The sequence below is a fragment of the Kribbella sp. CA-294648 genome, from assembly GCF_050943845.1.
In the GTDB taxonomy this organism is placed as follows: Bacteria; Actinomycetota; Actinomycetes; order Propionibacteriales; family Kribbellaceae; genus Kribbella.
In genome coordinates, this window is sequence record NZ_CP191981.1 from 211,177 (window position 1) to 235,337 (window position 24,161).

Consider the following 24,161-nt stretch of genomic DNA (forward strand, 5'->3'; position numbering starts at 1 on the left):
GGGAGTGTCTGCCCCTCACCCGAGGTGGCTAGCGGTCGCCGTGCCAGGAGTGCCACAGGGCCGCGTAAGGCCCTTCGGCGCCCACCAGCTCGTCGTGGCCGCCGAGCTCGACGATGCGGCCGTCCTCGACCACTGCAATGACGTCCGCGTCGTGGGCGGTGTGCAACCGGTGGGCGATCGCGACGACCGTCCGACCTTCCAGTACGCCGGCCAGCGACCGCTCCAGATGGCGAGCGGCGCGCGGGTCCATCAGTGAGGTCGCCTCGTCCAGGACCAGCGTGTGCGGGTCGGCCAGCACCAGCCGGGCCAGTGCGACCTGCTGAGCCTGCGCCGGCGTCAGCGAGACCCCACCCGAGCCGACCTCAGTGTCGAGGCCGTGCTCGAACCCGGCCACCCACGCATGCGCGTCGACTGCCCGCAGGGCGGTCCAAAGCTCTGCATCGGAGGCGGTCGGCCGGGCCAGCCGCAGGTTGTCCCGGACACTGCCGACGAACACGTGGTGCTCCTGGTTCACCAGGGCCACATGGCTTCGCACCTGCTCGGCCGACATCTTGTCCAGCGCCGCACCGCCCAAGGTGATGTCACCGACCCGGGGCGAGTAGATGCCGGCCAGCAACCGGCCCAGCGTCGATTTCCCTGCTCCAGAAGGGCCTACGAGTGCGACGCGGGCTCCTGGCTCGACGGTCAGTGTGACGCCGTGCAGCACGTCGCGCCCTTCCAGGTAGCCGAAGCGCACCTCGTCGGCCAGCACGGTCCGGCCGTCCGGCTCGTCCTGGTGACCGGCTTCTTCGGCCTCGATCTCCCGCACGCCGACCAGTCGCGCCAGGGAGACCTGGGCAACCTGCAGTTCGTCGTACCAGCGGATCATCATGTTGACCGGCTCGACCAGCATCTGGATGTAGAGCGCGCCGGTGGTCAGCGCACCCACGGTGATGTGCCCCTCGATGGCCAGTCCGCCGCCGATCACCAGTACTGCGGCCAGGGCGACCGTGTGGGTCATGTTGATGACCGGGAACAGGATCATCCGCAGGTGGAGCGTGTAGCGCTCCCACCCGACCCACTGGCCGATCCTGGTGTCGCCGAGCTTGATCCGGCGGTTGCCGAGCCGGTGCGACTCGACGGTCCGGCCGGCGTCGACCGTCTCGGCCAGTGCCGAGGCGACGGCCGCGTAGCCCGCCGCCTCCGACCGGTACGACGAAGGCGCGCGGCGGAAGTACCAGCGGCCCCCGATGATCAGGATCGGGGCGGCGATCACGATCGCCACGGCCAGCTCCGGTGCCGTGACGACCAGGGCGCTGATCAGCAGCGCTGCCCAGATCACTGCGATGGTCAGCTGCGGCACCGCGTCCCGCATCGCGTGCGAGAGGCGGTCGACGTCCGTGGTGATCCGGGACAACAGGTCACCCGTGCCGGCCCGCTCCAGCACACCAGGCGGCAGTGCGACCGCCCGGATCAGGAAGTCCTCACGCAGGTCGGCGAGCATCTCCTCACCCAGCACGGCCCCACGGAGTCGAGTGAGCCGGACGAAGACCGTCTGCACCGCAAGGGCGCAGACGAAGCCCAGTACGACGTACGGAAGGTCGACATCGGTCTTGCCGAGGGACAGCTTCTCCACCACGTTGCCGAGCAGCCAGGGCCCGACCATGCCGCTCAGTGCCGCCACCGCGTTGACCAGCGTCAGCCAGCCGAAGGCACGCCGGTGCCGGCGGAACAGTGTCTTCAGATAGGCCCTCACCGTCGCGGTGCCGGCCACCGGCAGGCGAGCCGCCTCCTGCGGGGCTGCCGGGTCGTACTCCGGGGGCTTCACACCGACTCCTCGAGGGTTGGCTCGTCTTCACGGGTGACCACCGCGCGGTACCGCGGGTTGGTGTGCACCAGCTCGTGATGGGTGCCTACGGCATCGACCTGGCCGTCCGGCACGAACACCACGCGCTCGGCCCGGTCCAGCATCAGCGGGCTCGAGGTGAACACCACGGTGGTCCGGCCGGACCGGAGGAACCGCAGGCTGTCCGCGATCCGCGCCTCCGTGTGGGCGTCCACGGCACTCGTCGGCTCGTCCAGCACGAGCACCGCGGGATCGACGTACAGGGAACGGGCCAGAGCGATGCGCTGCCGCTGACCGCCGGACAGGGACCGGCCGCGCTCCGTCAGTACGGCTGCAGTGGCGTCCGCACCGCCGTCGGGCAGCGACTGCCGCAGTACGTCGAGGATGTCAGTGCACTGAGCCGCATCAAGAGCAGTCTCGACCGAGACGGCTCCACTCGCCGGTACGTCGAACAGCTCGCGCACGGTGCCCGACAGGAGCACCGGGTCCTTGTCCTGCACGAGCACTGCGGTCCGGGCCGAGTCCAGCGGCAGGTCGTCCAGTGCGACCCCACCCAGCAGGACAGACGGGTCGTCCGGGTCGGCCTCGGGGCTGTGGCCGCCGAGACGATCCGCTAGCTGACCACCTTCGTCCGGGTTGCCACAGACCACGGCGGTGAAGCTCCCGGCCGGTACGGCCAGGCCGGACTTCGGGTCGATCAGGTCACCCTCGGGCACCTGGGCCGCCGACTGTCCTGCCTTGTCGTCCATCCGCTGCAGCGACAGCACGCGGGCAGCGCGCCGCGCGGAGACCTTGGAAAAGATGAAGGCGCTCGCTGTCTCCTCGAACGTGTGCAGCGGCACCAGCATGAAGGTGATGAACCCGTACGTCGTGACGAGCTCGCCGACCCCGATCAGCCCGTCGTTGACCATGCCGACGCCCAGAAAGACGATCAGCACCAGGAACATCCCGAACAGCAGCACCTGGATGGCCGCGATCAACGACCACATCCGCGCGCTGCGGACCGCACTGGCGCGGTACTCCTGGGAGGCCACCCGGTAGCGGTCCAGGAAGAGCTGCTCGCCACCGATGCCGCGCAGTACCCGCAGACCGGCGACGGTGTCGGCGGCCAGCTCGGTGGCGCGGCCGCCCTTGGCCCGCTGGGCGTCGGCCCGGCGCTCGGCCGGACCCATCAGCGGCAGGATCGAGAACGCCAGGATCGGTACGGCGACGAGCACCACGAGCCCGAGGCGCGGCTCGTAGAACAGCAGGCCGATGACCACGGCGAAACAGGTCAGCAGGGCGGCGGCGAACCGCCCGAGCACCTCGACGAACCAGCCGATCTTCTCGACGTCGCCGCTGCTCACGGCGACCACCTCGCCGGCCGCGATCCGGCGGGTCAGCAGCGAACCGAGCTCAGCGGCCTTGCGGGACAGGAGTTGCTGAAGACGGGACGCGGTACAGATCCAGTTGGTGACGACGGCGCGGTGGAAGAAGGAGTCCGCGGCCGCCTTGGTGGCACCCATCGCGAGCAGCAGCGCCCCGGCCAGGAACAGCTTCGGCCAGGACTTGTCGATCACGGCCTGGACGGCCAGCCCGACCGCGACCGGCGCGGCGGCGATCCCGCCGAAGTACAGGAGACCCCAGCACAGTGCCGAGACCTGACCCCGGAGCTGCTGGTGCTCGAGCCAGAGAATGAGTCGGAGACCGGACCGGGTATCTGGTACACCCGGGTCGGCAAACGGAATGAGGCGCAGCGACATGACGTCCCAAAGAACTAGAGGGGTTTCGAGACACCTGACCAGGCGAATGCATCCAGCCTAGGCGGGCCCGCCGACAGTCCGTCAAACCCTTTTCAACGGGTGGATCAAACCGGCGGCTCTGTGCAAGAGCTGCGGCTGGAAACGCTTCCGCGACGTCAGCTCTCGACCAGGCCGGCTCTGGCCAGGGCCTTCAGTCGTCCGCGCAGGATCTTCTGCCGGCGCTCCTCGGTCGGGAACAGCTCGATGTACTCCGAGCCCTTCGCCGCCAGCAGGTCGTCGTCGAGCCGCCGGACCGTGCCGGCCGGGAAGCGATGGGTCATCGCCGCCTGGACCGCCTGGCTGTCGATGCCCTGCAGCAGCTCGGTCAGCTGCTCCTCGGTGGTCACGCCGAGCTGGGCGAGGATGCCGAGGATCCACGCGTAGTGGTTGGTCTTCGCGTGCGGGGCGTCGGGGTACCGCCGGGTCAGGTAGGTGGTCAGCGTCGCCGTGGTGAGGTCCATCGGTTCCGCGTCGGGCTCGGCCGCGGCGAGTTCGCGGTACAGCTTGTCGATCTCGGCGAACTCGTTGTCCGCGAGCTCCATCAGCGCCGCCGCGAGCAGGAACCGCCGGTCGAACTCGGGTTTGCGGTCCGGCGGGATGTCCAGCTTGTACCGGATGTCGTGCTCGAACTCGGCCCACGCGTGCTGGACCGCCGTCCGGACCTGGATCTCCATCGTCAGGTTCTTCAGTACGGCGTACTCCGGCAGCTCCCGGCGATGCGCGTTCAGCCGGACCAGGTAGTGCTTGCTGGCGTACCCGAAGGCGCCCTGCGCTCGCGTGTGCGCGCCCATGTCGGTGTGCTCGACGATCTCGAATTCCGACTCGATCACCTCGCAGACCCGGTCCACCGCCTCGACCAGGAAGGTGATGATGCGGGCCGCCACCAGGTCGGTGATCTGGTTCAGCGGGTCGTCGTACTTGGGCTTGCCCGGGTCGTCCGGATGCGGTTTGGACGCCTTGGCCAGGAACGACTCGGGATCCTTGGCCCGCGCGGTCGCGCTGAGGTAGTTGATGCCCTCTTCTTCGCCGATCAGCTCGTTGATCAGCGCTTCCAGCTTCCGCGCGCCGCCGACGTACTGCTGGTGTGTCCGCTCGTACTGCGCAGCCGCCTGCACGGTCCAGTCCTGCAACTCAGCCCCGCCCATGCGCAGACCATAGTGCTCGCAGCGGCTCCCTAGACTGCGCTACGGCTGTCTAGTTCTTTCTAGTGTTTTTGCTAGATAGCCGCAGATGGCGACAGAGCGACGACACGCGATCGGGTTGGCTAGCGAAATCTAAGGAAAACACTAGACATCCTCATACAGTGAAATGCATGGATCCGATCCGGAATCCCTATGCGCCCGGCGCCGGCCAGCGCCCGCCCGAGCTGGCCGGTCGCGACACCGAGGTGCGGCAGTTCGAGGTGGTGCTCGAACGTGTCGCGGCGGGACGGCCGGAGCGGAGCCTGGTGCTGTCAGGTCTCCGCGGGGTCGGCAAGACGGTGCTGCTCAACACCTTGCGGAGTCAGGCGATCAAGCGCGCCTGGGGTACCGGCAAGATCGAGGCCCGGCCGGACCAGAGCATCCGGCTGCCGATCGCCCAGGCGATGCACACCGCCATGCGCGAACTCGGCCACCGGCATCGCGACGACGACCGGGTCGACGAGTTCAGCGCAGTACTGAAGGCCTTTGCGCTGCGGACCGCGCAGAACGATCGCAAAGGCATCCGCTGGCATCCGCCTGTCGATGTGGTCGCGGCGAAAGGCCGGGCCGACTCCGGCGATCTCGAGATGGACCTGATCGAGCTGTTCGCCGACGCGGCCGACCTGGCCGGTGACCTGTCCGTCGGCGTCGGGCTGTTCATCGACGAGATGCAAGACATCAGCGCCGACGACCTGTCCGCACTCTGCGCCGCCTGCCACGAGATCAGCCAGCAGAGCGCCCCACTGGTCGTCGTCGGGGCCGGCCTGCCACATCTGCCCGCAGTACTGTCCGCCAGCAAGTCGTACTCCGAACGCCTCTTCCGCTACATCCGCGTCGACCGCCTGGCCCGCGAGGCCTGCGACCGCGCCCTCATGGTCCCGGCCGAGACCGAGGGCGTCGTCTTCGAGGAGGAAGCGCTCGACGAGCTCTACGCCCAGACCGACGGCTACCCGTACTTCGTCCAGGCCTTCGCCCACGCCACCTGGGACCACGCCCCGGCCAGCCCGATCACCATCAAGGACGTCGCCGTCGCCGCCCCCGAAGCCTCGGCCGAACTCACGGTCGGCTTCTTCGGATCGCGCTACGAACGGGCGACCCCGGCCGAACGCGAGTACATGCGGGCGATGGCCGAGCTGGGCATCAACGCCGACGACGGCTCCGTCCCTACCGCCGAGGTCGCCACCACCCTCAACCGCAAGCCTCAGTCGCTGTCCCCGGCCCGGGACGGCCTGATCAAAAAGGGCCTGGTCTTCTCCGCCGAACGCGGCACCGTCGCCTTCACCGTCCCCCACTTCGGCAAGTTCCTCCGCACCCGCACCTGACTCGTGAGTAGGGAAGTGCGGACCGTGATGGAAGATGCACTTTCGTGATGTAACGAAGAGTGGATAGGGTGGCTCGACATGACCACCCGGCGGACCGCAACGCGCAGCGGCACTCGTGCGCGCCGGGGTGGGCGGCACAGCCGCCGGAAGTCGTACAAGGCACAGTGGTTCTCGGTGACCGCGCTGGCCGTGCTCGGGGTGGTGATGGTGGTGCATCCCGATGCCGGCCGGCAGACCAATCTTGCGGCGCAGTTCAGTGGGACGACGCTCGCGGCCGAGGTTCCGGCGCCTGAGCCGGTGCCGGTGCCGACGGTCGTTCCGACGCCGACGGCGAAATTCACCCAGCCGTTGCGTCCGGCACCGACCCTGACCCGGCCGCCGAAGGGCTCCAAGCCGAACGTCACCGTTTCGACCGGGCGGCTGCAGGTGGTGCCCGGGTCCGCGAAGGCGACCGGCGTGCGGGACAAACTGACCTACCGGGTGGAGATCGAGGAAGGGCTGTCGCTCAACGGCTCACTCGTCGCGGCGGCCATTCACAAGACGCTGACCGATCCGCGTGGCTGGCAGGCGTTGCAGCCGGTCAGCTTCGAGCGGACCGACAAGGTCGACGCCGACCTGCGGGTGATCGTGGCCACGCCGACGCTCACCGACAAGCTGTGCCTGCCGCTCGACACCGGCGGCGAGCTCTCCTGCCGGGTCGAGGACCGGGTGGTTCTCAACGCCAAGCGCTGGATGTACGCGATCCCGGGGTACGCCGGCAAGGTCGAGCTGTATCGCAGCTACCTGGTCAACCACGAGGTGGGACACGCCCTCGGCCACGGCCACGCACCCTGCCCCAAGCCGGGCGCGCCCGCCCCCGTCATGATGCAGCAGTCCAAGGGCCTGGCCGGCTGCCTCCCCAACGCGTGGCCGACGATCAAAGCCACGTAGTCCCCCTCACGCGTGAGAACCTGTCCGGAGACGGTCCGAGCGAGCGGGATGGTGTAGCGAATGTCGTCACAGGACTTCCCCACCTACGGCCGGGGAGACAACCCCGATGAGTCCCGCCCGGACGAGCACTACGCGAAACCCGCCCCGTACGGCGGCGGCACCTACGCCACTGGTGGCCCCGGCGATCCGAGTCGGCCAGGTGCGTTCCTCATCCCACCGGCCGACCCCACCCAGCCTCAGCCGGGCCAGCCGCAACCAGGGCAACCGCAACCGGGCCAGCCTCAACCAGGTCAACCGCAGTACGGGCAGCAGCCGGGACAGCCGCAGCCGCAGTACGGGGAGCAGGTGCCGGCGGGGCACGTCTACAACCAGCCGCCCGCCTACCGCCCCGGTACGCCGTACGGCCCGCCCGCGAATCCCCAGCCACACCAGTTGCCGACGTACGGGCGGGAGCCGGTGCGGGACCCACGCGCTGCCCGGGTTGTCCTGATCGCCACGATCATCGCCGGCATCTACGGCCTGCTGGTCATCTCCGTGCAGCGGGTTTCGTTGCGGGAGATCTCCCAGGCGCCCGGCTCGCCCCTGAACCACCCGCTCCGCACGGACGCCATCGACACCATCGGCCAGCTCCTGACCCTCCTGGTCGGCGCAGCCGCACTGGCCATGTGGTTGCGCGACATACTGAGCCGCCGCAAGGCAGGACGCCAGCCGGATCGGGCAGAGCTCGCCGGACTCGGTCTGGTCGGCCTCTCCTTGATCCCACTGCTGATCTGGTTCGTCATGGTGCTGACCACTGGTCTGGGCTCGATCGACGACTCGCTGCACCGCCTGCCGACGGCGTACGCGTGGGGTGGTGCCGGTCTGCTGATCCTGACGGCGGGGCTTGCCCTTGGGTACCGCGAACTCAAGCCTGACGTGTCGAACCCCGTAGTACAGGCTCCCCCGAGCCGTCCACCCTGGGAGTGACCTTGCCCGTAGTACTGGTCCCCGGTCTCGGCCTTGGACCAGAGGCGTACGCGCCCACGGTGGAGCACCTGGATGCGCAGTACGAGGTGGTGACGCTGCCCGGGTACGGCGAACACGTACAGCCGGGCGACGACCTCCGGACCGAGTCGCTGGCTGAGCGGGTCGCGGAGCGCCTGTCTGCTCCCTCTGTCCTGGTCGGTCATTCGGCGAGCTGCCAGATCGTGGTGGCGGCCGCACTGGCTAAGCCTTCGATGGCCAAGGGGCTGGTGCTCATCGGCCCGACCGGAGACGTCGCGGCGTCAGGCTGGCCAACTCTCGCTGCCAGGTGGATCCGCTCCGCAGTATGGGAGTCACCGGCCCTGGTGCCACCACTGGTGCCGGTGTACGCCCACACTGGCCTCATCTCCATGGCGCGCGCCATGGAGGTCGCCCGGCGCTATGACCTCGCTGCTGCAGTCAGCCGGCTCGAGTGCTCGACAGTGGTCGTCCGGTGCAGGCATGACAGCCTGTGCCCGCCTGCCTGGGCGCAGCGGATTGCTGACCTGGCGCACGGCGAGGCCTGGACCCTGCCGACCGGAGCGCATATGCCGGTCCTGACCAACGGCCCGGAGCTTGTGACGTTCATCAAGCGGATAGCCGGTGTATACAACGGTGAGTAAGGCGTTATCGTTGACGAAGTAACAACCTCTGCGGGAGCTCGCACCGATGATGGCGGGCTGAGAGGGCGACGAGCTGTCACAGCCGGGTCGCCGACCGCCTGAACCTGACCGGGTAATGCCGGCGTAGGGAGCAGGTCATCATGACCACTACCGATGCACGCACGTCCACCGCCACCGAGGCGCCGCTCGTCCTCACCACGGATGCGCCCCGCACCCTCGGTTTCTTCGACCAGTTCACCCTCTGGGGCAATCTGGGCATCTCGCTGTTCGGTCCGGTGACCGGCGCGCTCGTCGCGGCGTACACGGGTTCGCTGGTGCAGGGCCTGATCGCGGTCGTCGTCGGCTGCGGGATCGGCGCGCTCGTGCTGGGTGGAGCCGCCGTCTTCGGTTCGCACACCGGCGCGCCGGCGATGGCCTGCCTGCGGGGGCTGTTCGGTCGCCGCGGCTCGATGGCGCCGACGGTGCTCAACATCGCGCAGAACATCGGCTGGGCGACGATGGAGATCATCGTCATCTCACAGGCCGCCGTCGCGGTGACGAGTGAACGCTGGCGCTGGCTGTTCGTCCTGATCGCGGGCTTCATCGCGACCGCGATGGCCGTCCGTCCGCTGGGCAGCATCAAGATCCTGCGCAAGTTCATGGTCTGGCTGGTCCTGATCGCCTCGGTCTATCTTTTCGTCCAGGTGCTCAGCAAGCCGGTGCAGGACCTACCGCAGGACGGCGTTTTCGGCTTCTGGCCCGGCGTCGACCTCGCCGCCGCCGGAGTCGTTTCGTTCGCCCCGCTGGCCGCCGACTACACCCGGCACTCGCGCACCAACAAGGCCGCCTTCGCCGGCTCCGCCCTGGGCTACGGCCTCGCCGCGATCCTGTACTACGCCCTGGGCGTGATCGCCGTCGCCACCTTGCAGACCAACAGCACCGACGTGATCACCGCGCTGGTCACCTTGCCGGCCGGCGCGATCGCGTTGTTCGTGCTGCTGGTGGACGAGGTCGACGAGGCCTACGCGAACGTGTACTCGACCACGATGGCCGCGCACAATCTGGTCGGGCACATCGACCGGCGCTGGATCTCCGTCGCGATCGGCGTGCTGGCCACCGGCCTCGCGCTGTTCGTTGACCTGGGCAACTACACCCAGTTCCTGTACCTGATCGGCTCGGTCTTCATCCCGTTGTTCGCGGTCGCGATCGCCGACTTCTTCGTGGTCAGCAAGATGCGCTGGGACGTCTCGGACACCGCCCGCTTCCGCTGGCAGCCCGCACTGGCCTGGGTCTTCGGCTTCATCGCCTACCAACTCGTCAACCCCGGCACGGTCGAAGGCTGGTCCCCGTTCTGGCTCGACGTCCAGCAGACCCTGTTCAACAACCAGCCGGTCCCGGGCTGGCTCGGCGCGACGTACACCTCGATCATCGTCTCCATGATCGCCGCCATCCTCCTCGGCCGCCTCGGCCACAAGGAGGTTCAGCCAGTGAGCTAGGCCCCGCGTCCGCGGGGCGCCGTCCGTACTCCGGAATCGGTCCGGTCTCGAATCGAACCGCGATACTGACAGTGACCCAGCGGTGCCGGGATACTTGCGCAATGCTGAATTCCGCACTGCGCAGCCGCGCCGAGTACGAAGAACTCGGTCCTGAGGGGCTGGCCAGTCGCACCACGCCGGAACGTGACGCCGCCGTCGTCGAGGCGGTCGAGGAGTTGCTGCAGGGCCGGGAGACCGTGCTCGACCTGTGCTGCGGCTACGGACGGGTCAGCCTGCCGTTGCGCCGGGCGGGCAAGGTCGTGCGGGCACTGGACATCAGCCCGAGCCTGGTCAAGGCGGGCCAGGCCAAGGCGAAGGAAGAGGAGCTGTCGATCGACTGGGCGATCGGCTCGATGACGGACCTGCCGTACAAGTCGGACTCGTTCGACGCGGTGATCTGCCTGTGGACCGCGTTCCACGAACTGTTCGCCGAGGACGAGCAGCTGTCGACGATCTGGGAGATCTCCCGGGTGCTGAAGCCGGGCGGGCTGGCCGTGATCGAAGGGCCGGTCTGGGGCCCCGCGACCGCGTCGGAGATCGCCAACGGCCTGCGACAGGGCCCGGAGCACCGGATCGTGACGACCGAGCACTTCGGCACCAGCAGCGTCCACTTCATCCACGACGAAGCCAGCTACGGCCGCCTCTGCGCCGCGGCCGGCATCGAGGACTACCAGGTCTACAAGCGCGAGTGGGGCGGCCGCCGCCGGCTGATCCTGGAGATCCACCAACCCGGCAACGGGTAAGGGCTCAGCTCTCCAGGAACGTCTTGATGGCAAGGCTGAGGTCGCCCGGGCTTTCCAGCATGGGCAGGTGGCCTGTGGGCAGTGTGTGGGTCCAGGTCGGGTCGAGGTTCTTGGCGTAGACCTGCTGGAGCGCTACCGGGAACTCCTTGTCGGCCGTCGTGGTCAGGTAGCCGCGGCGGGCCGGAAAGGTGCCCGGAGCAACGGTATCGCGATACAGGGCAGCTGATTCCGGGCTGAACTCACCGACGATGCGATCCACCAGCGGTTCCTCGAGCCCGGCCGCCAGCCCGGCGCGGATCGCCTTCTCCGGCGGTTTCGTCCCGGCCAGCCGGATGACGGCCCGCACGATCAGCTTCTGCGGGAACGGCAGCGCGGTCAGGAAGGACTGGCCGGCGCGGGGGATCGAGGCCGCCACGGCGAGCAGGCCGTCGACGCGATCGGGAGCCTGAGCGACCAACTGGCCGGCGATCACACCGCCGATGGAGTGGGCGACGATCGTGAATCGCTCCGGAGCCTCGTTCAGCACCTTGGTCGCGTAGTCCCGCAGCGAGCCTGCGCTCGGGTAGGCAGCAACGGTGGAGGTCGGCAGGGCGGCGCGGACGTCGTCCCAGATCCAGGCCGGCAGCCCGGCGCCACTGAGGAACAGCAGAGGAGAGGTCATGCGACCAATCTAGTCGGGAAGACCGACTAGCAGGTGTCGGGTATTTTCTCGATCATGGCTTTTTCGGAATCGGCCGATCCGCACCTGACACTGCGCCGGATCGAGCGGCAGCACGCGTTGATCGAGGCGCTGCGGTCCCGGCGTGGCGAACCGGCAACGGCGACCCGGCTGGCCCAGGATCTCGGCGTCACCACGCGCACCGTCGAGCGCGACATCGAGCGGCTCCGGCACTCCGGGATCCCGATCGCCGTACGCCGCGGTCCTGGTGGCGGCTACGCGTTCGACGCCCGCTCGAGCATCGAGCCGATCGCGCTCGACCCCGGTGAGGTGGCCGCGCTGGTCGTGTCCCTGGTGGCGCTCGGGCCGACCGCGACGGAGTCCGCCCGGACCGGAATGCGCAAACTCCTGGCCGCGCTGGTGACGCAAAACTAAAGAAGCAGGTCCCCACTCCACATTGGGGACCTGCTCCTTCTTGCGATCAGTGTAAATGGCCGCGAGTAACCGCCGGAAACGTCAGCTTTTCGATTCAAGATTCAGCAGGAAACGCTTTGCCTCCAGCCCGCCGGCGTACCCGGTGAGTGCTCCGCTCGAGCCGACCACGCGATGGCAGGGAATCACCACACACAAGGGATTCGCGCCGAGCGCGGTGCCGACCGCACGGGCTGCCTTCGGCCGGTCGATCTCCCCGGCGACCTGCCCGTACGTCGTCGTCTTGCCATAGCTGGTGTGGTCGGGAAGATCGCTCAGCACGAGTCGCTGGAAAGGCGTTGCCAGCACCAGGTCAACAGGCAATTCAAACGCCTTTCGTTGACCAGTCAGGTATTCGTCCAATTGCCGCCGTACTTCGTCCAGCGCGGCGGGCTGACGGAGTACGCGGGGAGAGATCGCCCGGGCTAGGCGATTCGTCATCGTCTCCTCGTCGCCGAAGGAGCTGGCCACCAGGCGGCCGCCCGCGGTGGCGAGCAGCAGGGTGCCGATGGGGGTGTCGTGCAGGGCATAGGAGACATCGGCGGTCGGCAGGACCGGTGGGCGGGCGCCTCCGGGGGTCAACCGGCTCAGCCGGCCCTCGATATCAGGCACTTCGAGATCATTCATGGTCCACTCCGAGTTTGGTACGCAAGGTCGCGAGCGCATCGCTGACGAGTCGGCGGGATGCGGCGGGCGTGGTGTCCAGAGCGGCGGCCACACCATGGTGGTCCAGGTCGCCGACATATTTGAGCGTGACGGCGACGCGCTGCCGTTCGGGCAGGTCCTTGACGGCCTGCCAGAGGTCCGGATCGGGCCACTCGGCGGCATCGGGGCCGTCGACGGCGATCGGTGGTGCGTCGTCCAAGGAGGTCTGTGGTTTCCGGGACCGGTGCAGGTCGGTCGCGCACCGGGCCGTGATGGTGAGCAGCCAGCTGCGCAGGTTCCGGGCCGAGGTGAGCTTGGGATAGGCGGCGAACGCCTTCTCCCAGGCGCGCTGGGCCACGTCGTCACCGTCGACCGGCCCGGCCAGCGCCCGGGCGAGCCTGGCGACGTCTCGCCAGTGCTCGTCCACCAGCGCCTGGAACGGCGGCAGCCTGACCTTCTCCGAAAGCATCACGCCAGTAGAACGCACCGACGGTCCGGGGTGTGAGGGACCCGGCCGTTGCGAACGACGAGATTGTCTAGTTCTTCAGTCGTCGACTTTGGTGAGAGAGCGTCGTCCCCGATCCCGACGTCGAGCGGGCCGTCGATGCCGACATCTTCCGCTCAGTGTTCCGCCGGTACGCCGCCGGCGTCGTGGTGATCGCCGCCGACGCGGGCAACGGTCCAGTCGACTTCACTGCCACCTCACTGGTCTCCGTCAGCCTGCTGCCACCACTGGTGTCGTTCTCGATCGCCACCACCGCGTCCGACCGGGCGGCCGAGTTCCTGGAGGTCGCCTACAACCTGTGGGATTCGTGGGAGGACGACGCGACCCTTGCTGACAAGGCGTCCGGCGTGTGGGGTGCAGGCGCCGCTGACGGCTTCAACATCATGCCGGCGGTGTTGCCGTCAGGACTCGAGGCCTTCACCGACCACGTCGTACCGATCCTCCAGCAGCGAGGGCTCTTCCGAACCGACTACACCAGAACGACGTTGCGTGATCACTACGGTCTACCCCGCCCCATCGGTCGTCTGCGGACCCTGCAGAAGGCCGTCAGCTGATCCGGACGACGAGTTTGCCCACCGCGTCGCCGTTCTCCATGATGCGGTGGGCTTCGGCGATCTCGTCGAGGCCGAAGACGCGGTCGATCCGGATCGGGAGCTTGCCTGAGGCAATCAAGTCGACGTAGCGCTGGAACGCGTCGGCGGGCAGGTCGGTGCTCTCGCCGCCGTACGCCGTGAGCCGGACGCCGTTGGGGAGGTAGCCGATCGGGTAGAAGTCCGGGATTGTCCAGGCGTCGCTCAGCATGCCGGTGAAGCAGACGGTGCCGTGTACTGCGGTGGCTCGGAGGGTGTCGGGCAGGACGTTCGTGCCGACCAGTTCCAAGGCCGCGTTCACGCCGTCGGGAAGGATCTCGCGCACCTGTTCGGTGATGTTGCCGTCGTCAACCAACGGGTGGTCGACGCCGAGTTCCTTGAGCATGTCGAGTCGCTTCGGGTTGCGGGTCGTCGAGAACACCGTGAGGCCTTGCTCCTTGGCCAGTACGGCGGCCGCGACGCCTACGGACGACGTGCCGCCGCGGATCAGCAGCGATTGGCCGGGCTGGATTGCGAGTCCCGTGTGCAGCGAGCCGTGTGCGGTCTGGAGCATCTCGGGCAGCGCGCCGAGGGTCGCCCAGTCGAGATCGGTGGTCACCGGGACGACGGAGCTCACCGGGACCACCGTGTACTCGGCGTAGCCGCCGTCGAACTCCCGGCCCATCCCGCCCATCATCGCGACCACCTGCCGGCCGGGCTCGAACTCGCCACCCGGCGCTAGATCGACCGTGCCGGTTGCTTCGATCCCGGGGATGATCGGGAATTTCGCGTTCGACGCCAGCCCTGCCCTGAGGTGGTACTCCGAGCGATTCAGCCCGAACGCCTCGACCTTGATCCGGACCCAGCCGGGTCGAGGCTCCGGCCGATCGGCGGTGCTGACCTTCAGCGATTCCGGTGGGCCGGGTTCAGTGAGGACAACTGCGCGCATCTGGGTCACCCGGCCAAGTCTGGATGACGCGCCTTCGAACCGGAGTACTGGCCTGGTGCGGATAGCGGTGGCTGCTTTGTTGTGAGCTGATTGCGGTTGGCTGGCGTGGCTTTGTTAGTGATTGACGTGGGCGGCGTGCCAGAGTTCTCTTTATGGCGAAACGCCCCAGCGTGGTGGCCCATCGTGGCGCCAGCGAAGTCAGTCCAGAACACACGTTGGCGGCGTACCGCCGGGCCGTCGAGGCCGGAGCGGACGGGCTGGAGTGTGACGTCCGGCTGACCGCGGACGGGCACCTGGTCTGCGTCCACGACCGGCGGATCGACCGGACCTCGAGCGGGCGCGGCGTGCTGTCCACGATGAGCCTGGAGGAGCTGGACAGCTTCGACTGGGGTTCGTGGAAGAACCCGTGGGCCGACCTCGACGACGAGGCCGAACTGCCGGACCCGGACCTCACCAAGGTGCTCACCCTCGAACGGCTGCTGGAGACGGTCCACGACTCGGGCCGGCCGCTGGAGCTGGCGATCGAGACCAAACACCCCACCCGGTACGCCGGACTGGTCGAGCGCCGCCTGATCGAGGCACTCGACCGCTTCGGCTGGGCCCACCCGCGGATCGGCTCGGAATCCCCGGTACGAGTGATGAGCTTCTCCTGGCTGTCTCTGCGCCGAATGCGGGTCCTGGCCCCCGGCCTCCGCACGGTCCTGCTAATGGACCGGGTCCCCCTCCGCTTCCGCGACGGCTCCCTCCCCACCGGCGTCTCGTACGCCGGCCCGAGCATCGAGATCGTCACCGCCCACCCGGAGTACGTCGACCGCGCCCACAAACACGGCCACCAGGTCCACGTCTGGACCGTCAACACAGAACAAGACATCCGCCACTGCCAAGCCATCGGCGTAGACGCCCTGATCAGCGACCACCCCGAACTAGCCATCCAAACCCTCGCCCACCCAACCGCCGAACCCCCAACTCCCCTCTCCATCCGCCGCCGCAAACTAGCCCTCCGCCGCCCACCCCAAGCCGGCTAACCCCGCGCCAACTCGAGCCGGGCTAACTCCGCGCCCACTCGATCCGGCCAACCCCGCGCCCCCTCAAGCAGGCTAGCTGCCGCGCCCACTTGAGCCGGCTAACCCCGCGCCCACTTGAGCTGGCCAACCCCGCGCTCACATCACCCAGGCCCACCCGCAGGCGGAGGTGACCCGCCCGCCAGGTCCCCGCCGGGCGGGTCACCTCCTCCCTCGCCCACGCCACGTCAGCCAGCCTCCCCTCCGCCCCCCACCCCGCGCCGGCGAGCGCCCCTCCGCCACCCACCGCAGAGCCCACCCGCCCGGCTGACTTCGCCCGCCCAGCCTCACCCCAACGGGCTGACCACACCCACCGCCACCCACGCCACCTAGCGTCCGGCCACCTACCCCGCGTCAGCCAGCGTCCCCTCCGCTGCTCACCCCGCGCCCCGCCACCCCACCCCACCCAGCGCCGACCCGCCCGGACGGGCCGCCTCGCCCGCGCAGGCTCGCCTCGGCGGGCTGACCACACCCAGCGCCGCCCCGCCAGGTCGACTGGCTAGCACCCTCTCCGCTGCCCACCCCGCGCTGGCTAGCGCCCCTCCGCCACCCCAGGGCCCGACCCACCCAGGCGGCTCGCACCGCCCCTTGCGTCCGCCCTCCGCCCTCCGCCGTCCACCCGCACCGGCTAGGCCCTTCCGTCGCCCCATCCCAAGGCCGCTTGCCTCGGTCTCCCGCCGGCTCACCCCGAGCGGCTGACCTCGGCCCCCTCGCCGTGTGCTGCGCGCCGGCCAGCGTTCCGCCCACTCGAGGCCGGATGGCCCGCCGAGGCCACCGCCGGCGTGCGGCCTCGCCCACCGAGCCAGCCCGGCAGAGGTACTTGTGCCGTGTCTCACTTTGATCGTTCTGCGTAGTGGCACGAATGCGTCCGGTTAATTCGGACGTTCAATTCCGTCGTTTTCGTCACGATTTCCGCGGAGAACGCGTGATCTTCAGCGCCACTATGTAACGGAATACCCGCAGGTGTTTTCGCAAGCCCGATCGGGGGCAGAAGTGGAGTGTTGTTCCGATGACTGAGGAGACCCTGCTTGTCCTCTGCAACCTTGCCCGCCGACGTGAGTGTTGTGGACGTCGTACTGCCGCACGAAGTGTCTGCGGTAGCAGACGCCCGCCGCCGTCTGGCCGGCTATCTGAAGCGGCACCGGGTCGCGGACAACGCGCGCGATGACGCGCAACTAGTCCTGTCCGAACTCCTCTCGAACGCGATCCGGTACGCCCCGCCCCTGCCCGGCGGCGAAGTCCGCGCGACCTGGTGGGTCGACAAGGCCGGAATCCACCTCGAGGTCGTCGACGGCCGCGGCGACACCGAGCCGCAACGCATCACCGATGCACACCCCGAGTCCGTCGGCGGCCGCGGCCTGGCCATCGTGGACATGCTCACCTCCGAATGGGGCGTCCGCACCGCCGACGCCCGCCGCACCGTCCACGCCATCGTCCCCCGCTGACCCACCCTCGGTCCCCGGCCCACCACCCGTTCCGGGCTGCCCGCCCCCGGGCCCGCTGACCACCCTCCGCGGCTGACCCACCCCTCGGTCCCCGCTGACCACCGGCCCCCGGCTGCCCCACCCCTCAGGCCAGGTCGATACCCGTGTCCCGCTGACGCGCCCCTCGGTCCCCCCCGCTTACCACCCGTGCCCGGGCGACCCACCTGTCGTGCCCTGCTGAGCCCCTTGGGCCAGTTGACCCAGCCCCGGCCCCCCCGGCTCTCCGCTCTGGCCCCCGGGTCAGGATCAGTTCGGGTTGGTGGGCGGTAGGCGAGTACTGCAAGACTGCGGGGTATGGGAAAGAAGTCGCGCAACCGCGCCAAGAACACCACGACCGTCACGCTGGATCCGGCCGACCTGGTCGACGTCGGCCCGCGCGAGCCCTGCCCGTGTGGATCGGGGAAGCGCTTCAAGCAGTGCCACGGTCGTGAGCAGGCGCAGGCGGCCGACACCTTCGTGGTCCGGCCGTTCGAGGGCCTGCCGGCCGAGTGCGACCTGATCGCCTTCCGCGAGATCGTCCCCGCCGGTACTGCGGAGGTCACACTGGCTGGCGAGCACAAGGGCAAGAAGGTCAACCTGGTCACCCTGCTGCCGATGGCGATGCCAGGCCTGGTCCGCGATGACGAGACCATCTGGATCGGCCTGCAGACCCACGCCTCCTCGGGCGACCCGAGCCGCGACGTCGCGCACGCCATCACCGCGGCCCTCGCGACCGAGCCGGGCAACCCGATCCAGCTCGGCGACCTGCTCAAGGACGGCCCGCGCCTGCAGGACCTGATCGACACCTCCGAGCCGATCACCGTGAAGGTGCACGACGGCTTCGACTACTGGGTCGGCGAGAACGTCGACGACCCGACCGGTGAGGTGGCGGCCGGCCTCGAGCGCGCGAACGCGGCTGCTGCTCCGACCGTCCGACTGGAGTCGGTCGAAGCGGCGTACTGGACGCAGATCGGCGATCGCCGCTACCTGCGCTGGGTGATGCCGCACGCCGAGGACACCTTGCTCGACGCGTTGGCCCGGCTGCACGCCGCCGGCTCGTCCGCGCTGACCGAGGGCAGCCGCCTGATCGGTTCCTTCCGCGCCCTCGGCGTGCTCGCGCCGGTGTGGGAGCTCCCGACCGACGCCGAAGCCGCCGACTTGGAGAAGCCGGCCGCCGAGTTCGCTGCCGAACTCGACAAGGCACTCGCCTCGGAGGCCCCGCTGACCACGGAAGAACGAGCCGCCCGCGCCGGTCTCGCCAGCCGTCAGCTGACAATCCGTTAGCCACGACGAAGGCCCGCACTCAACGAGTGCGGGCCTTCGGCAACGTGGACGGCCCAAGTCCTGCTGACGGGGGAGCAACAGGGCCTGGGCCTAGGCATGAAGAGTACTCATAACCGGCCCCGACAACAACCCCCGATTTTCACTCCGCGTGTCGCCCCCGGTACCTGTCTAGTCAGCAACCGCCTCCAATGCGGAATCGCTGCCACATTCCCGCCAGCAACCACCCAAATGCTGAACGTTTAAGCAGCCCTCCAAGCCTGGCGGGCGCTCGTGCTAATCCCCAAACTCCTGGCCCTACAGGCCTCCCGCGCTCCCGAACGCACAAGCGGTCAGCACCTGAATGCAGTAGCCGTCAGCGTCGAACGGACGAGCCGTCAGCACCGAACCGATTCGCCGTGAGCGCCGCACAGCGACCGCGTCTGAACGGAAACTATTTGCCGCCAGCTCAAGTCCATTCCCACACCCGGCGGGACCCGGCGGCGGGCATGATGAAGATGCCGGCAGTCACCCGGAAACTGCGTGTGCTCGTGCCCATCAACTCGGGAGTTGATCTTGTGAATCGCGAAGCCGAGCATGACGCCGACGCGCTGCTGCCCGGCCTGACGCTCCAGCGCGTACCGCCCCTCGAGCACCTACATGCCCAGGCCTCGGGGACTCTCGCCATCGACCCGTCGACAAACTGCCTGGTACTACGCTGCGCCGCCAGCAGGCTGGTCGACGGAGCGATCGTCACTGTGCAGGAGTTCGTCGACATCGCTTGGCCCCTGGGCTGGAGCGTCGGCATCCACAACGGCAAGCTTGCCCTGCTCGACGCAACCGGACAGGTGGTCGGCCAACTGGGCGACGACGTATTCATCGGTGGAGGCTCGGTGGACACGGCCATCGCGAACGTCACCTCCTGCACAGGCCAACCGCGCGTCTTCGTGGCGTCCGGGCTCACGCGCGCCTGAACAAGCTCATGGTGTGCTCAGCGGCGTACTGCTCGAGCAACTCTTGATTCCCCCAGATATGCAGCCGCCAGCATCACGCGCTAGCCTCGCCCCGGCTGGGTATGCGCGCCAGCGCCAGCTCTCACTGGCGATGCAGCCGGCATGCGAAGCGGAGCAGTCGTCGCGAGCCCGCCAACTCGCGCGCGGGGCGGGGCTCATCCAGCGAGGGTTGTCCGTTAGCCGGTCTGTGCCAACCGGACGCGCTCGCTTCGCCGCCGCGGGGATCGTGCGCGTCAGCGCCGGTACTCATTGGCGCTGCAGCTGGCGTAGCGAACAGGAGCAGGTGTCGCGAGCTGCCCACCCGCGACGGGCGCGGCCCATCCAGTGCCAGCGGTCTGTTTGCCGCTTGGGCCACCCTTACGCGCTGCTTCGCCACCGCGGGGTCATGCGCGTCAGCGCCAGTACTCACCTGCGATGCAGCCGGCGTAGCGAAGCGGAGCAGGCGTCGCGAGCCTGCCGACCAGCGCGCCGGGCGCGGCTCATCCAGCGCCGGTGGTCCGTTCGCCTCGGCGCCCTTCTGACGGGCTCGGTTGCCACCGCGGGTCATGCGCGCTAGCGCCAACTGTCACCGGCGATGCAGGCGGCGTAGCGGAGCGGAGCAGGTGTCGCGAGCCCACCAACCCGCTCTTGTTGGTTAGGCGGGGTCGCGGAGGATGGGGCAGGACATGCAGCGGGGGCCGCCTCGGCCGGAGCCTAGTTCGGAGCCGGAGATGCGGATGACCTCGATGCCTGACTCTTCCAGGCGGGCGTTGGTCTCGACTGTGCGTTCGTAGGCGATGCACACGCGGGGTGCGAGGGCGAGGGTGTTGTTGCCGTCGTCCCATTGCTCTCGTTCGGCGGTGACTGGGTCCAGGCCGGTGTCGATCCGGCGCAGGGTGTCGATGCCGAGGGCCTTGGCTGCGGCGACCAGGAATGGCTCGGACTCTGCGACGTGCAGTTCGTCGCCGTCGGCGGTGACGGCGAGGGCGCGCATCTCCTCCGCCATGTTCGGATACATCAGTACGGCGTCGACGTCGACCATCGTGCAGACGGTGTCCAGGTGCATCGTCGCGCGCTGCTGGGCGATCGGTACGGCGAGGACGGTATGCGCCAGTCCCTTCGCGAACACCCGGCGCGCGAGCCGCTCGACTCCGGCCGGGGTGGTTCGCTCACCGACGCCCACCGCCAGTACGCCGGGCCCGAGGGCGAGCACGTCTCCGCCTTCGACGTGCTCCAGCTGGTGGTCGTAAACCTTGCCCGCCCCGACAAACCGCGGGTGGTAGCTGTAGATCAGCTCGGTCAGCTGCGTCTCGCGAACCCGCGCCGGCATCGCCAGCGAGGTCACGGCGACCGAGTCCCGGATCCACACGCTCGAGTCCCGCGTGAACAGCAGGTTTGGCAGGGGGTCGATCAGGAAGTCCTCATGCGCGAGTAGTGACGTGACCAGCCCACCGGCCCGTACTTCATCGTTGCGCACGCCGGCCATCAGCGCTTCCGCGAGCTGCACCGGGTCGAGCGCTGCCAGGCTCGCCCGCAGGTACTCACGCAGGGTGTCGCCAAGACGCAGGTCTTCGGTCGCGCCGGTGATGGCCGAGGCCCGCGCGGCTGGGTCGCCGAGCGCCTCACTGAGCAGCTTGTCGAGATACAGCACCTCGACATCGCGGTCGCGCAGTACCTGGGCGAACGCGTCGTGCTCGTCCTGTGCGCGGCCGACCCAGGGGATGCCGTCGAAGAGCAGTTTGTCGTTGTTCCGTGGGGTGAGCCGGCGCAGCTCGTTGCCCGGCCGGTGGAGCATCACCGTCCGCAGCGGCCCGACCTCGCTGTCGACGCCATACGCCTCAGTCATCTGTCTGCCCTCTCGTCCGGATCCCGTCACACCAAGCTACGGCAGCGCCGCGGTAGACGCGGGTCATGCCGTGATTCTGTCTGATTGTCCGACAATTTTCGCTGAAGTCCAACTCGGCCACCTCCACCGGCGCCCTGCTGTTCTCGGTCTTGCCAGAGAAGATGCCCTGATCGCCGTCGGCCGGCCCGAAGTTGTCCACAGGCAACCCCGGAATCGGTCGAAAGAACGAGATATCCCCAGGGACCGGATCCGGAGGCGGGGGATCGGCTGCTGAGCAACTAGGCTGCGGTGCTGTGTCCGGTACTGATCTGCCTCCCGTCGAGCCCGTCCAGGGCTCCGTCGCGTGCGTGATCCCGGCCAAGGACGAGGCCGAGCGGATCGTCGCGACGGTCGACGCGGTGCGCAAGCTCGCCGGCGTCGACCTGGTGGTCGTCGTCGACGACGGATCGAGCGACGGCACCGCCGAGGTCGCTGAGCGCGCGGGAGCGGTCGTCGTACGGCATCCGCGGAACCGGGGTAAGGCTGCTGCGATGGAGACCGGAGCGGCCGCGGTGGCGGAGCGGGACGGCGCTCGGGCGCGGCACCTGCTGTTCCTCGACGCCGACCTGGCCGATTCCGCGACTGGCGCCGAGCCGTTGATCGCCCCGGTGGCCGAGGGTCGCGCGGATATGACGATCGGGACGTTGCCGGCCCAGGTCCGCCCCGATGGCAGCAAGGCCGGCGGACGCGGTTTCGTCGTACGGCTGGCTCGGGCCGGGATCGAGCAGGCGACCGGTTGGGCGCCTGAGCAGCCGTTGTCCGGCCAGCGGTGTCTGACCCGGGTCGCGTTCGAGGCGGCGCTGCCGCTGGCGCAAGGGTTCGGTGTCGAGGCGGCGTTGAGCATCGATCTGGGCCGCAAGGGTTTCCGCATCATCGAGGTGCCGATCGACGTCCGGCATCGCGCGACCGGGACCGACTGGCGCGGCCAGCTGCATCGCGGCCGCCAGTTCCTCCACGTACGGCGGGCGCTGGTCGCGCGCAACGCGTTGCCCGCGCGCGGCGGCTCGACCACCGGGCCGGGCCGATGAGCACCGACGGCACGGGCGCCGACAAGGCTCCAGTTGACACGACCGCGGCCGGGCAACCCGGCCTTGAGCTGACCAGAGACGATTCGCCCGGTGCCGCTACGGATGCGGGTGCTGGCGGTGCCGCGGGTGCTAGCGATGCCGCCGATTCTGCCGGTGATCAGGTGAGCGCGGCCGACGTTCGGGCGGCTGATCGGGATGGCCGCAGGGCTGTCGGGCTGTATCTGGCATCGACGACCCTGATCGTCCTGGCGGGTCTGCTTGGCCCATCAGTGGTCGTGCTGACGCTGACCAACCGGCACGCCTGGTTGCCGTCGTACTGGTTCGACACGAAGCCGAACGACTGGCTCGTGACGATGATGATCTACGTCGCCATCCTGCTCGGCGGGTACGGCGTCTTCCTGGCCGCCCGGGCGATCAAGAACGGCTGGGCCCCCCGCCTCAACCGATTAGTTGCCCTAGGCATCGGTACGACGGCCGCCGTCACGCTGGTGCCGCCGATGGCGTCCGGTGACGTCCTGATCTACGCGGCGTACGGGCGGATCATGTCGCTCGGCGGCAACCCGTACACGACGGCGCCGGCGGACACCATCCGGCTCGGCTACGACCCGGTGATCGCCGCGACCGAGCGGCCGTGGCAGGGCGCGAAGAGTGTCTACGGCCCGATCGCGACCTGGATCCAGTGGTTCTCGTCCTGGGTCGGCGGCGACTCGATGCAGCTCACCGTCTGGATGCTGCAGCTGTCCGTCGCGGTCAGCATGATCATCTCCGGGCTGCTGCTGATGAAGCTGGTCGGCCCCGATCTGGTCAACCGCCGCCGGATCGCCATGCTCGCCCTGGCGAACCCGCTGCTGCTGTGGACAGTCCTGGCCGGCGCGCACAACGATGCGATCGCGGTGATGTTCGCGATCATCGCGCTGGTGCTGTTCCGGCGGCACATCCTCTGGGCCGGCATCATGCTCGGCGTCGCGGGCTGTACCAAGCTGTCGATCGGCCTTGTTGGTGTCGCCATGCTCTGGTCGCTGCGCGCGGACCGGCGCAGGGCACTGATCTTCTGCCTCGGCGGCGCGCTGTCGATGGCCGGCCTCTACGCGGTCGTCGGCCTCGAGGCGCTGCAGCAGGCCCGGTCGAACAGTTCCTTCATCTCGACCGGTACTCCGCACAAGGCGCTGCTGAGCTTCTTCACGCTCTTCCTGCCGAACGGCCTGGTCCGCACGGTGCTCGCGATCGCGGCCTGGGTCGGCCTGATCGTCGTGGCGATCCTGCTCTCCCAGGTCTTCCCCAAGTCGCTGCTGCCCCGGACCCATCTGGAGGACCGGGCGCCCGAGGCCATCCGGTACACCGCGATCTACGCGATCGCCTGGCTGGTCACGGCGATGTATTCGCTGCCCTGGTACGACATCATCGCGTGGGTCGCGCTGGCGGCGGTGGCCGCGTCGAAGGTGGACAAGCTGATGGTCATCCGGACCACCATGCTCGCCATCGCGTACGTGCCCGGCCGAGATCCGAACGCGCGTCAGGTCGCGCCGTTCCTGTCCGACTCGCTCGAGTGGTTCAGCACCCGGTTGCGCGACACGATCTGCCCCGCGATCGAGCTCGGCGTACTGATCGGGCTGATCGTGTGGGCCCGGCGCGGTGGCGCCCAGTGGTGGCCGTACGACTGGCCACGACGTAAGTCCAGACCCGAGACCGAGAAGGCCGCGGCGAACTAGCTCGCCGCGACCCCTCGATGGCCGCGCCCACACGACCGATCGCCT

Annotated in this window: 22 protein-coding genes and 1 riboswitch; of the genes, 14 read left to right on the forward strand and 8 right to left on the reverse strand. The window is 68.9% G+C overall.

Annotated features, from left to right (window positions below):
• Positions 1–28 precede the first annotated feature (28 nt).
• The 3 genes from ACQPYM_RS01050 to ACQPYM_RS01060 all read right to left on the reverse strand — a co-directional run bounded on the left by ACQPYM_RS01050 (position 29) and on the right by ACQPYM_RS01060 (position 4,751).
• Positions 29–1,807, reverse strand: a complete 1,779-nt coding sequence (locus ACQPYM_RS01050; protein ID WP_433013289.1) for an ABC transporter ATP-binding protein — start codon at positions 1,805–1,807, stop codon at positions 29–31.
• Positions 1,804–3,567 (reverse strand): ABC transporter transmembrane domain-containing protein, encoded by a 1,764-nt coding sequence (locus tag ACQPYM_RS01055; protein ID WP_433013292.1) that lies wholly within the window; start codon positions 3,565–3,567, stop codon positions 1,804–1,806. The genes ACQPYM_RS01050 and ACQPYM_RS01055 overlap by 4 nt, the downstream gene beginning before the upstream one ends.
• Before the next feature lie 155 nt (positions 3,568–3,722).
• Positions 3,723–4,751: a GTP pyrophosphokinase gene (locus tag ACQPYM_RS01060; RefSeq protein ID WP_433013295.1), complete on the reverse strand. Its 1,029-nt coding sequence runs from the start codon at positions 4,749–4,751 to the stop codon at positions 3,723–3,725.
• Positions 4,752–4,918: 167 nt separating this feature from the next.
• Here ACQPYM_RS01060 and ACQPYM_RS01065 point away from each other — a divergent pair, with 167 nt between their 5' ends.
• The 6 genes from ACQPYM_RS01065 (at position 4,919) to ACQPYM_RS01090 (ending at position 10,921) form a co-directional block, all read left to right on the forward strand.
• The gene (locus tag ACQPYM_RS01065) at positions 4,919–6,109 is read left to right on the forward strand and encodes an ATP-binding protein (RefSeq protein WP_360276357.1); all 1,191 of its coding nucleotides are present in this window, start codon (positions 4,919–4,921) and stop codon (positions 6,107–6,109) included.
• A gap of 78 nt (positions 6,110–6,187) precedes the next feature.
• The gene (locus ACQPYM_RS01070) at positions 6,188–7,039 is read left to right on the forward strand and encodes a DUF3152 domain-containing protein (protein WP_433013299.1); all 852 of its coding nucleotides are present in this window, start codon (positions 6,188–6,190) and stop codon (positions 7,037–7,039) included.
• A gap of 60 nt (positions 7,040–7,099) precedes the next feature.
• Positions 7,100–8,005: a hypothetical protein gene (locus tag ACQPYM_RS01075; RefSeq protein ID WP_433013302.1), complete on the forward strand. Its 906-nt coding sequence runs from the start codon at positions 7,100–7,102 to the stop codon at positions 8,003–8,005.
• Entirely contained in the window at positions 8,002–8,664 is a 663-nt protein-coding gene (locus ACQPYM_RS01080; RefSeq protein WP_433013305.1) for an alpha/beta fold hydrolase, read from the forward strand. The genes ACQPYM_RS01075 and ACQPYM_RS01080 overlap by 4 nt, the downstream gene beginning before the upstream one ends.
• A gap of 20 nt (positions 8,665–8,684) precedes the next feature.
• A riboswitch (TPP riboswitch) is annotated at positions 8,685–8,811 on the forward strand.
• Positions 8,805–10,139, forward strand: a complete 1,335-nt coding sequence (locus tag ACQPYM_RS01085) for a purine-cytosine permease family protein (protein ID WP_433013308.1) — start codon at positions 8,805–8,807, stop codon at positions 10,137–10,139. (Overlaps the previous riboswitch by 7 nt.)
• 101 nt (positions 10,140–10,240) lie before the next feature.
• On the forward strand, positions 10,241–10,921 hold the full coding sequence (locus tag ACQPYM_RS01090; RefSeq protein ID WP_433013311.1) for a class I SAM-dependent methyltransferase: 681 nt from the start codon (positions 10,241–10,243) through the stop codon (positions 10,919–10,921).
• Between the two features lie 4 nt (positions 10,922–10,925).
• Here ACQPYM_RS01090 and ACQPYM_RS01095 read toward each other — a convergent pair whose 3' ends face one another.
• Positions 10,926–11,582 carry an alpha/beta fold hydrolase gene (locus ACQPYM_RS01095; protein ID WP_433013314.1) on the reverse strand — a complete coding sequence of 219 codons (657 nt, stop codon included), beginning with the start codon at positions 11,580–11,582 and terminating at the stop codon, positions 10,926–10,928.
• Between the two features lie 54 nt (positions 11,583–11,636).
• Between ACQPYM_RS01095 and ACQPYM_RS01100 the strand changes: the two genes are divergently transcribed.
• On the forward strand, positions 11,637–12,014 hold the full coding sequence (locus ACQPYM_RS01100) for a helix-turn-helix transcriptional regulator (RefSeq protein ID WP_433013317.1): 378 nt from the start codon (positions 11,637–11,639) through the stop codon (positions 12,012–12,014).
• 81 nt (positions 12,015–12,095) lie between these two features.
• On the opposite strand, the gene ACQPYM_RS01105 is transcribed toward ACQPYM_RS01100, so the two are convergent.
• Both ACQPYM_RS01105 and ACQPYM_RS01110 read right to left on the reverse strand, forming a co-directional pair.
• Positions 12,096–12,677 carry a methylated-DNA--[protein]-cysteine S-methyltransferase gene (locus ACQPYM_RS01105; protein ID WP_433013320.1) on the reverse strand — a complete coding sequence of 194 codons (582 nt, stop codon included), beginning with the start codon at positions 12,675–12,677 and terminating at the stop codon, positions 12,096–12,098.
• Positions 12,670–13,164: an RNA polymerase sigma factor gene (locus ACQPYM_RS01110; RefSeq protein ID WP_433013323.1), complete on the reverse strand. Its 495-nt coding sequence runs from the start codon at positions 13,162–13,164 to the stop codon at positions 12,670–12,672. Before ACQPYM_RS01110 ends, ACQPYM_RS01105 begins: the two co-directional genes overlap by 8 nt.
• Before the next feature lie 155 nt (positions 13,165–13,319).
• On the opposite strand from ACQPYM_RS01110, the gene ACQPYM_RS01115 reads away from it, so the two are divergent.
• A complete protein-coding gene (locus ACQPYM_RS01115; RefSeq protein WP_433013325.1) occupies positions 13,320–13,754 on the forward strand; it encodes a flavin reductase in 435 nt (144 codons plus the stop codon).
• Here ACQPYM_RS01115 and ACQPYM_RS01120 read toward each other — a convergent pair.
• Positions 13,747–14,718 (reverse strand): zinc-binding dehydrogenase, encoded by a 972-nt coding sequence (locus tag ACQPYM_RS01120; RefSeq protein ID WP_433023152.1) that lies wholly within the window; start codon positions 14,716–14,718, stop codon positions 13,747–13,749. The genes ACQPYM_RS01115 and ACQPYM_RS01120 overlap by 8 nt on opposite strands.
• A 152-nt stretch (positions 14,719–14,870) precedes the next feature.
• Here ACQPYM_RS01120 and ACQPYM_RS01125 point away from each other — a divergent pair, with 152 nt between their 5' ends.
• The 4 genes from ACQPYM_RS01125 to ACQPYM_RS01140 all read left to right on the forward strand — a co-directional run bounded on the left by ACQPYM_RS01125 (position 14,871) and on the right by ACQPYM_RS01140 (position 19,476).
• The gene (locus tag ACQPYM_RS01125) at positions 14,871–15,743 is read left to right on the forward strand and encodes a glycerophosphodiester phosphodiesterase (RefSeq protein ID WP_433013327.1); all 873 of its coding nucleotides are present in this window, start codon (positions 14,871–14,873) and stop codon (positions 15,741–15,743) included.
• 1,064 nt (positions 15,744–16,807) lie between these two features.
• Positions 16,808–17,224, forward strand: coding sequence for an ATP-binding protein (locus ACQPYM_RS01130; protein WP_433013330.1), 417 nt, complete (start codon positions 16,808–16,810; stop codon positions 17,222–17,224).
• Positions 17,225–17,557: 333 nt separating this feature from the next.
• Entirely contained in the window at positions 17,558–18,526 is a 969-nt protein-coding gene (locus ACQPYM_RS01135) for a DUF5926 family protein (protein WP_433013333.1), read from the forward strand.
• A 395-nt stretch (positions 18,527–18,921) separates the two neighbouring features.
• Positions 18,922–19,476, forward strand: coding sequence for a hypothetical protein (locus ACQPYM_RS01140; protein ID WP_433013336.1), 555 nt, complete (start codon positions 18,922–18,924; stop codon positions 19,474–19,476).
• Positions 19,477–20,149: 673 nt separating this feature from the next.
• Here ACQPYM_RS01140 and ACQPYM_RS01145 read toward each other — a convergent pair.
• Positions 20,150–21,340 carry an arginine deiminase gene (locus ACQPYM_RS01145; protein WP_433013339.1) on the reverse strand — a complete coding sequence of 397 codons (1,191 nt, stop codon included), beginning with the start codon at positions 21,338–21,340 and terminating at the stop codon, positions 20,150–20,152.
• 293 nt (positions 21,341–21,633) lie between these two features.
• Here ACQPYM_RS01145 and ACQPYM_RS01150 point away from each other — a divergent pair, with 293 nt between their 5' ends.
• Together ACQPYM_RS01150 and ACQPYM_RS01155 are read left to right on the forward strand one after the other, a co-directional pair.
• Positions 21,634–22,407: a glycosyltransferase gene (locus ACQPYM_RS01150; RefSeq protein WP_433013342.1), complete on the forward strand. Its 774-nt coding sequence runs from the start codon at positions 21,634–21,636 to the stop codon at positions 22,405–22,407.
• A gap of 161 nt (positions 22,408–22,568) precedes the next feature.
• On the forward strand, positions 22,569–24,116 hold the full coding sequence (locus ACQPYM_RS01155; protein ID WP_433013345.1) for a DUF2029 domain-containing protein: 1,548 nt from the start codon (positions 22,569–22,571) through the stop codon (positions 24,114–24,116).
• The last annotated feature ends 45 nt before the right edge of the window (positions 24,117–24,161 follow it).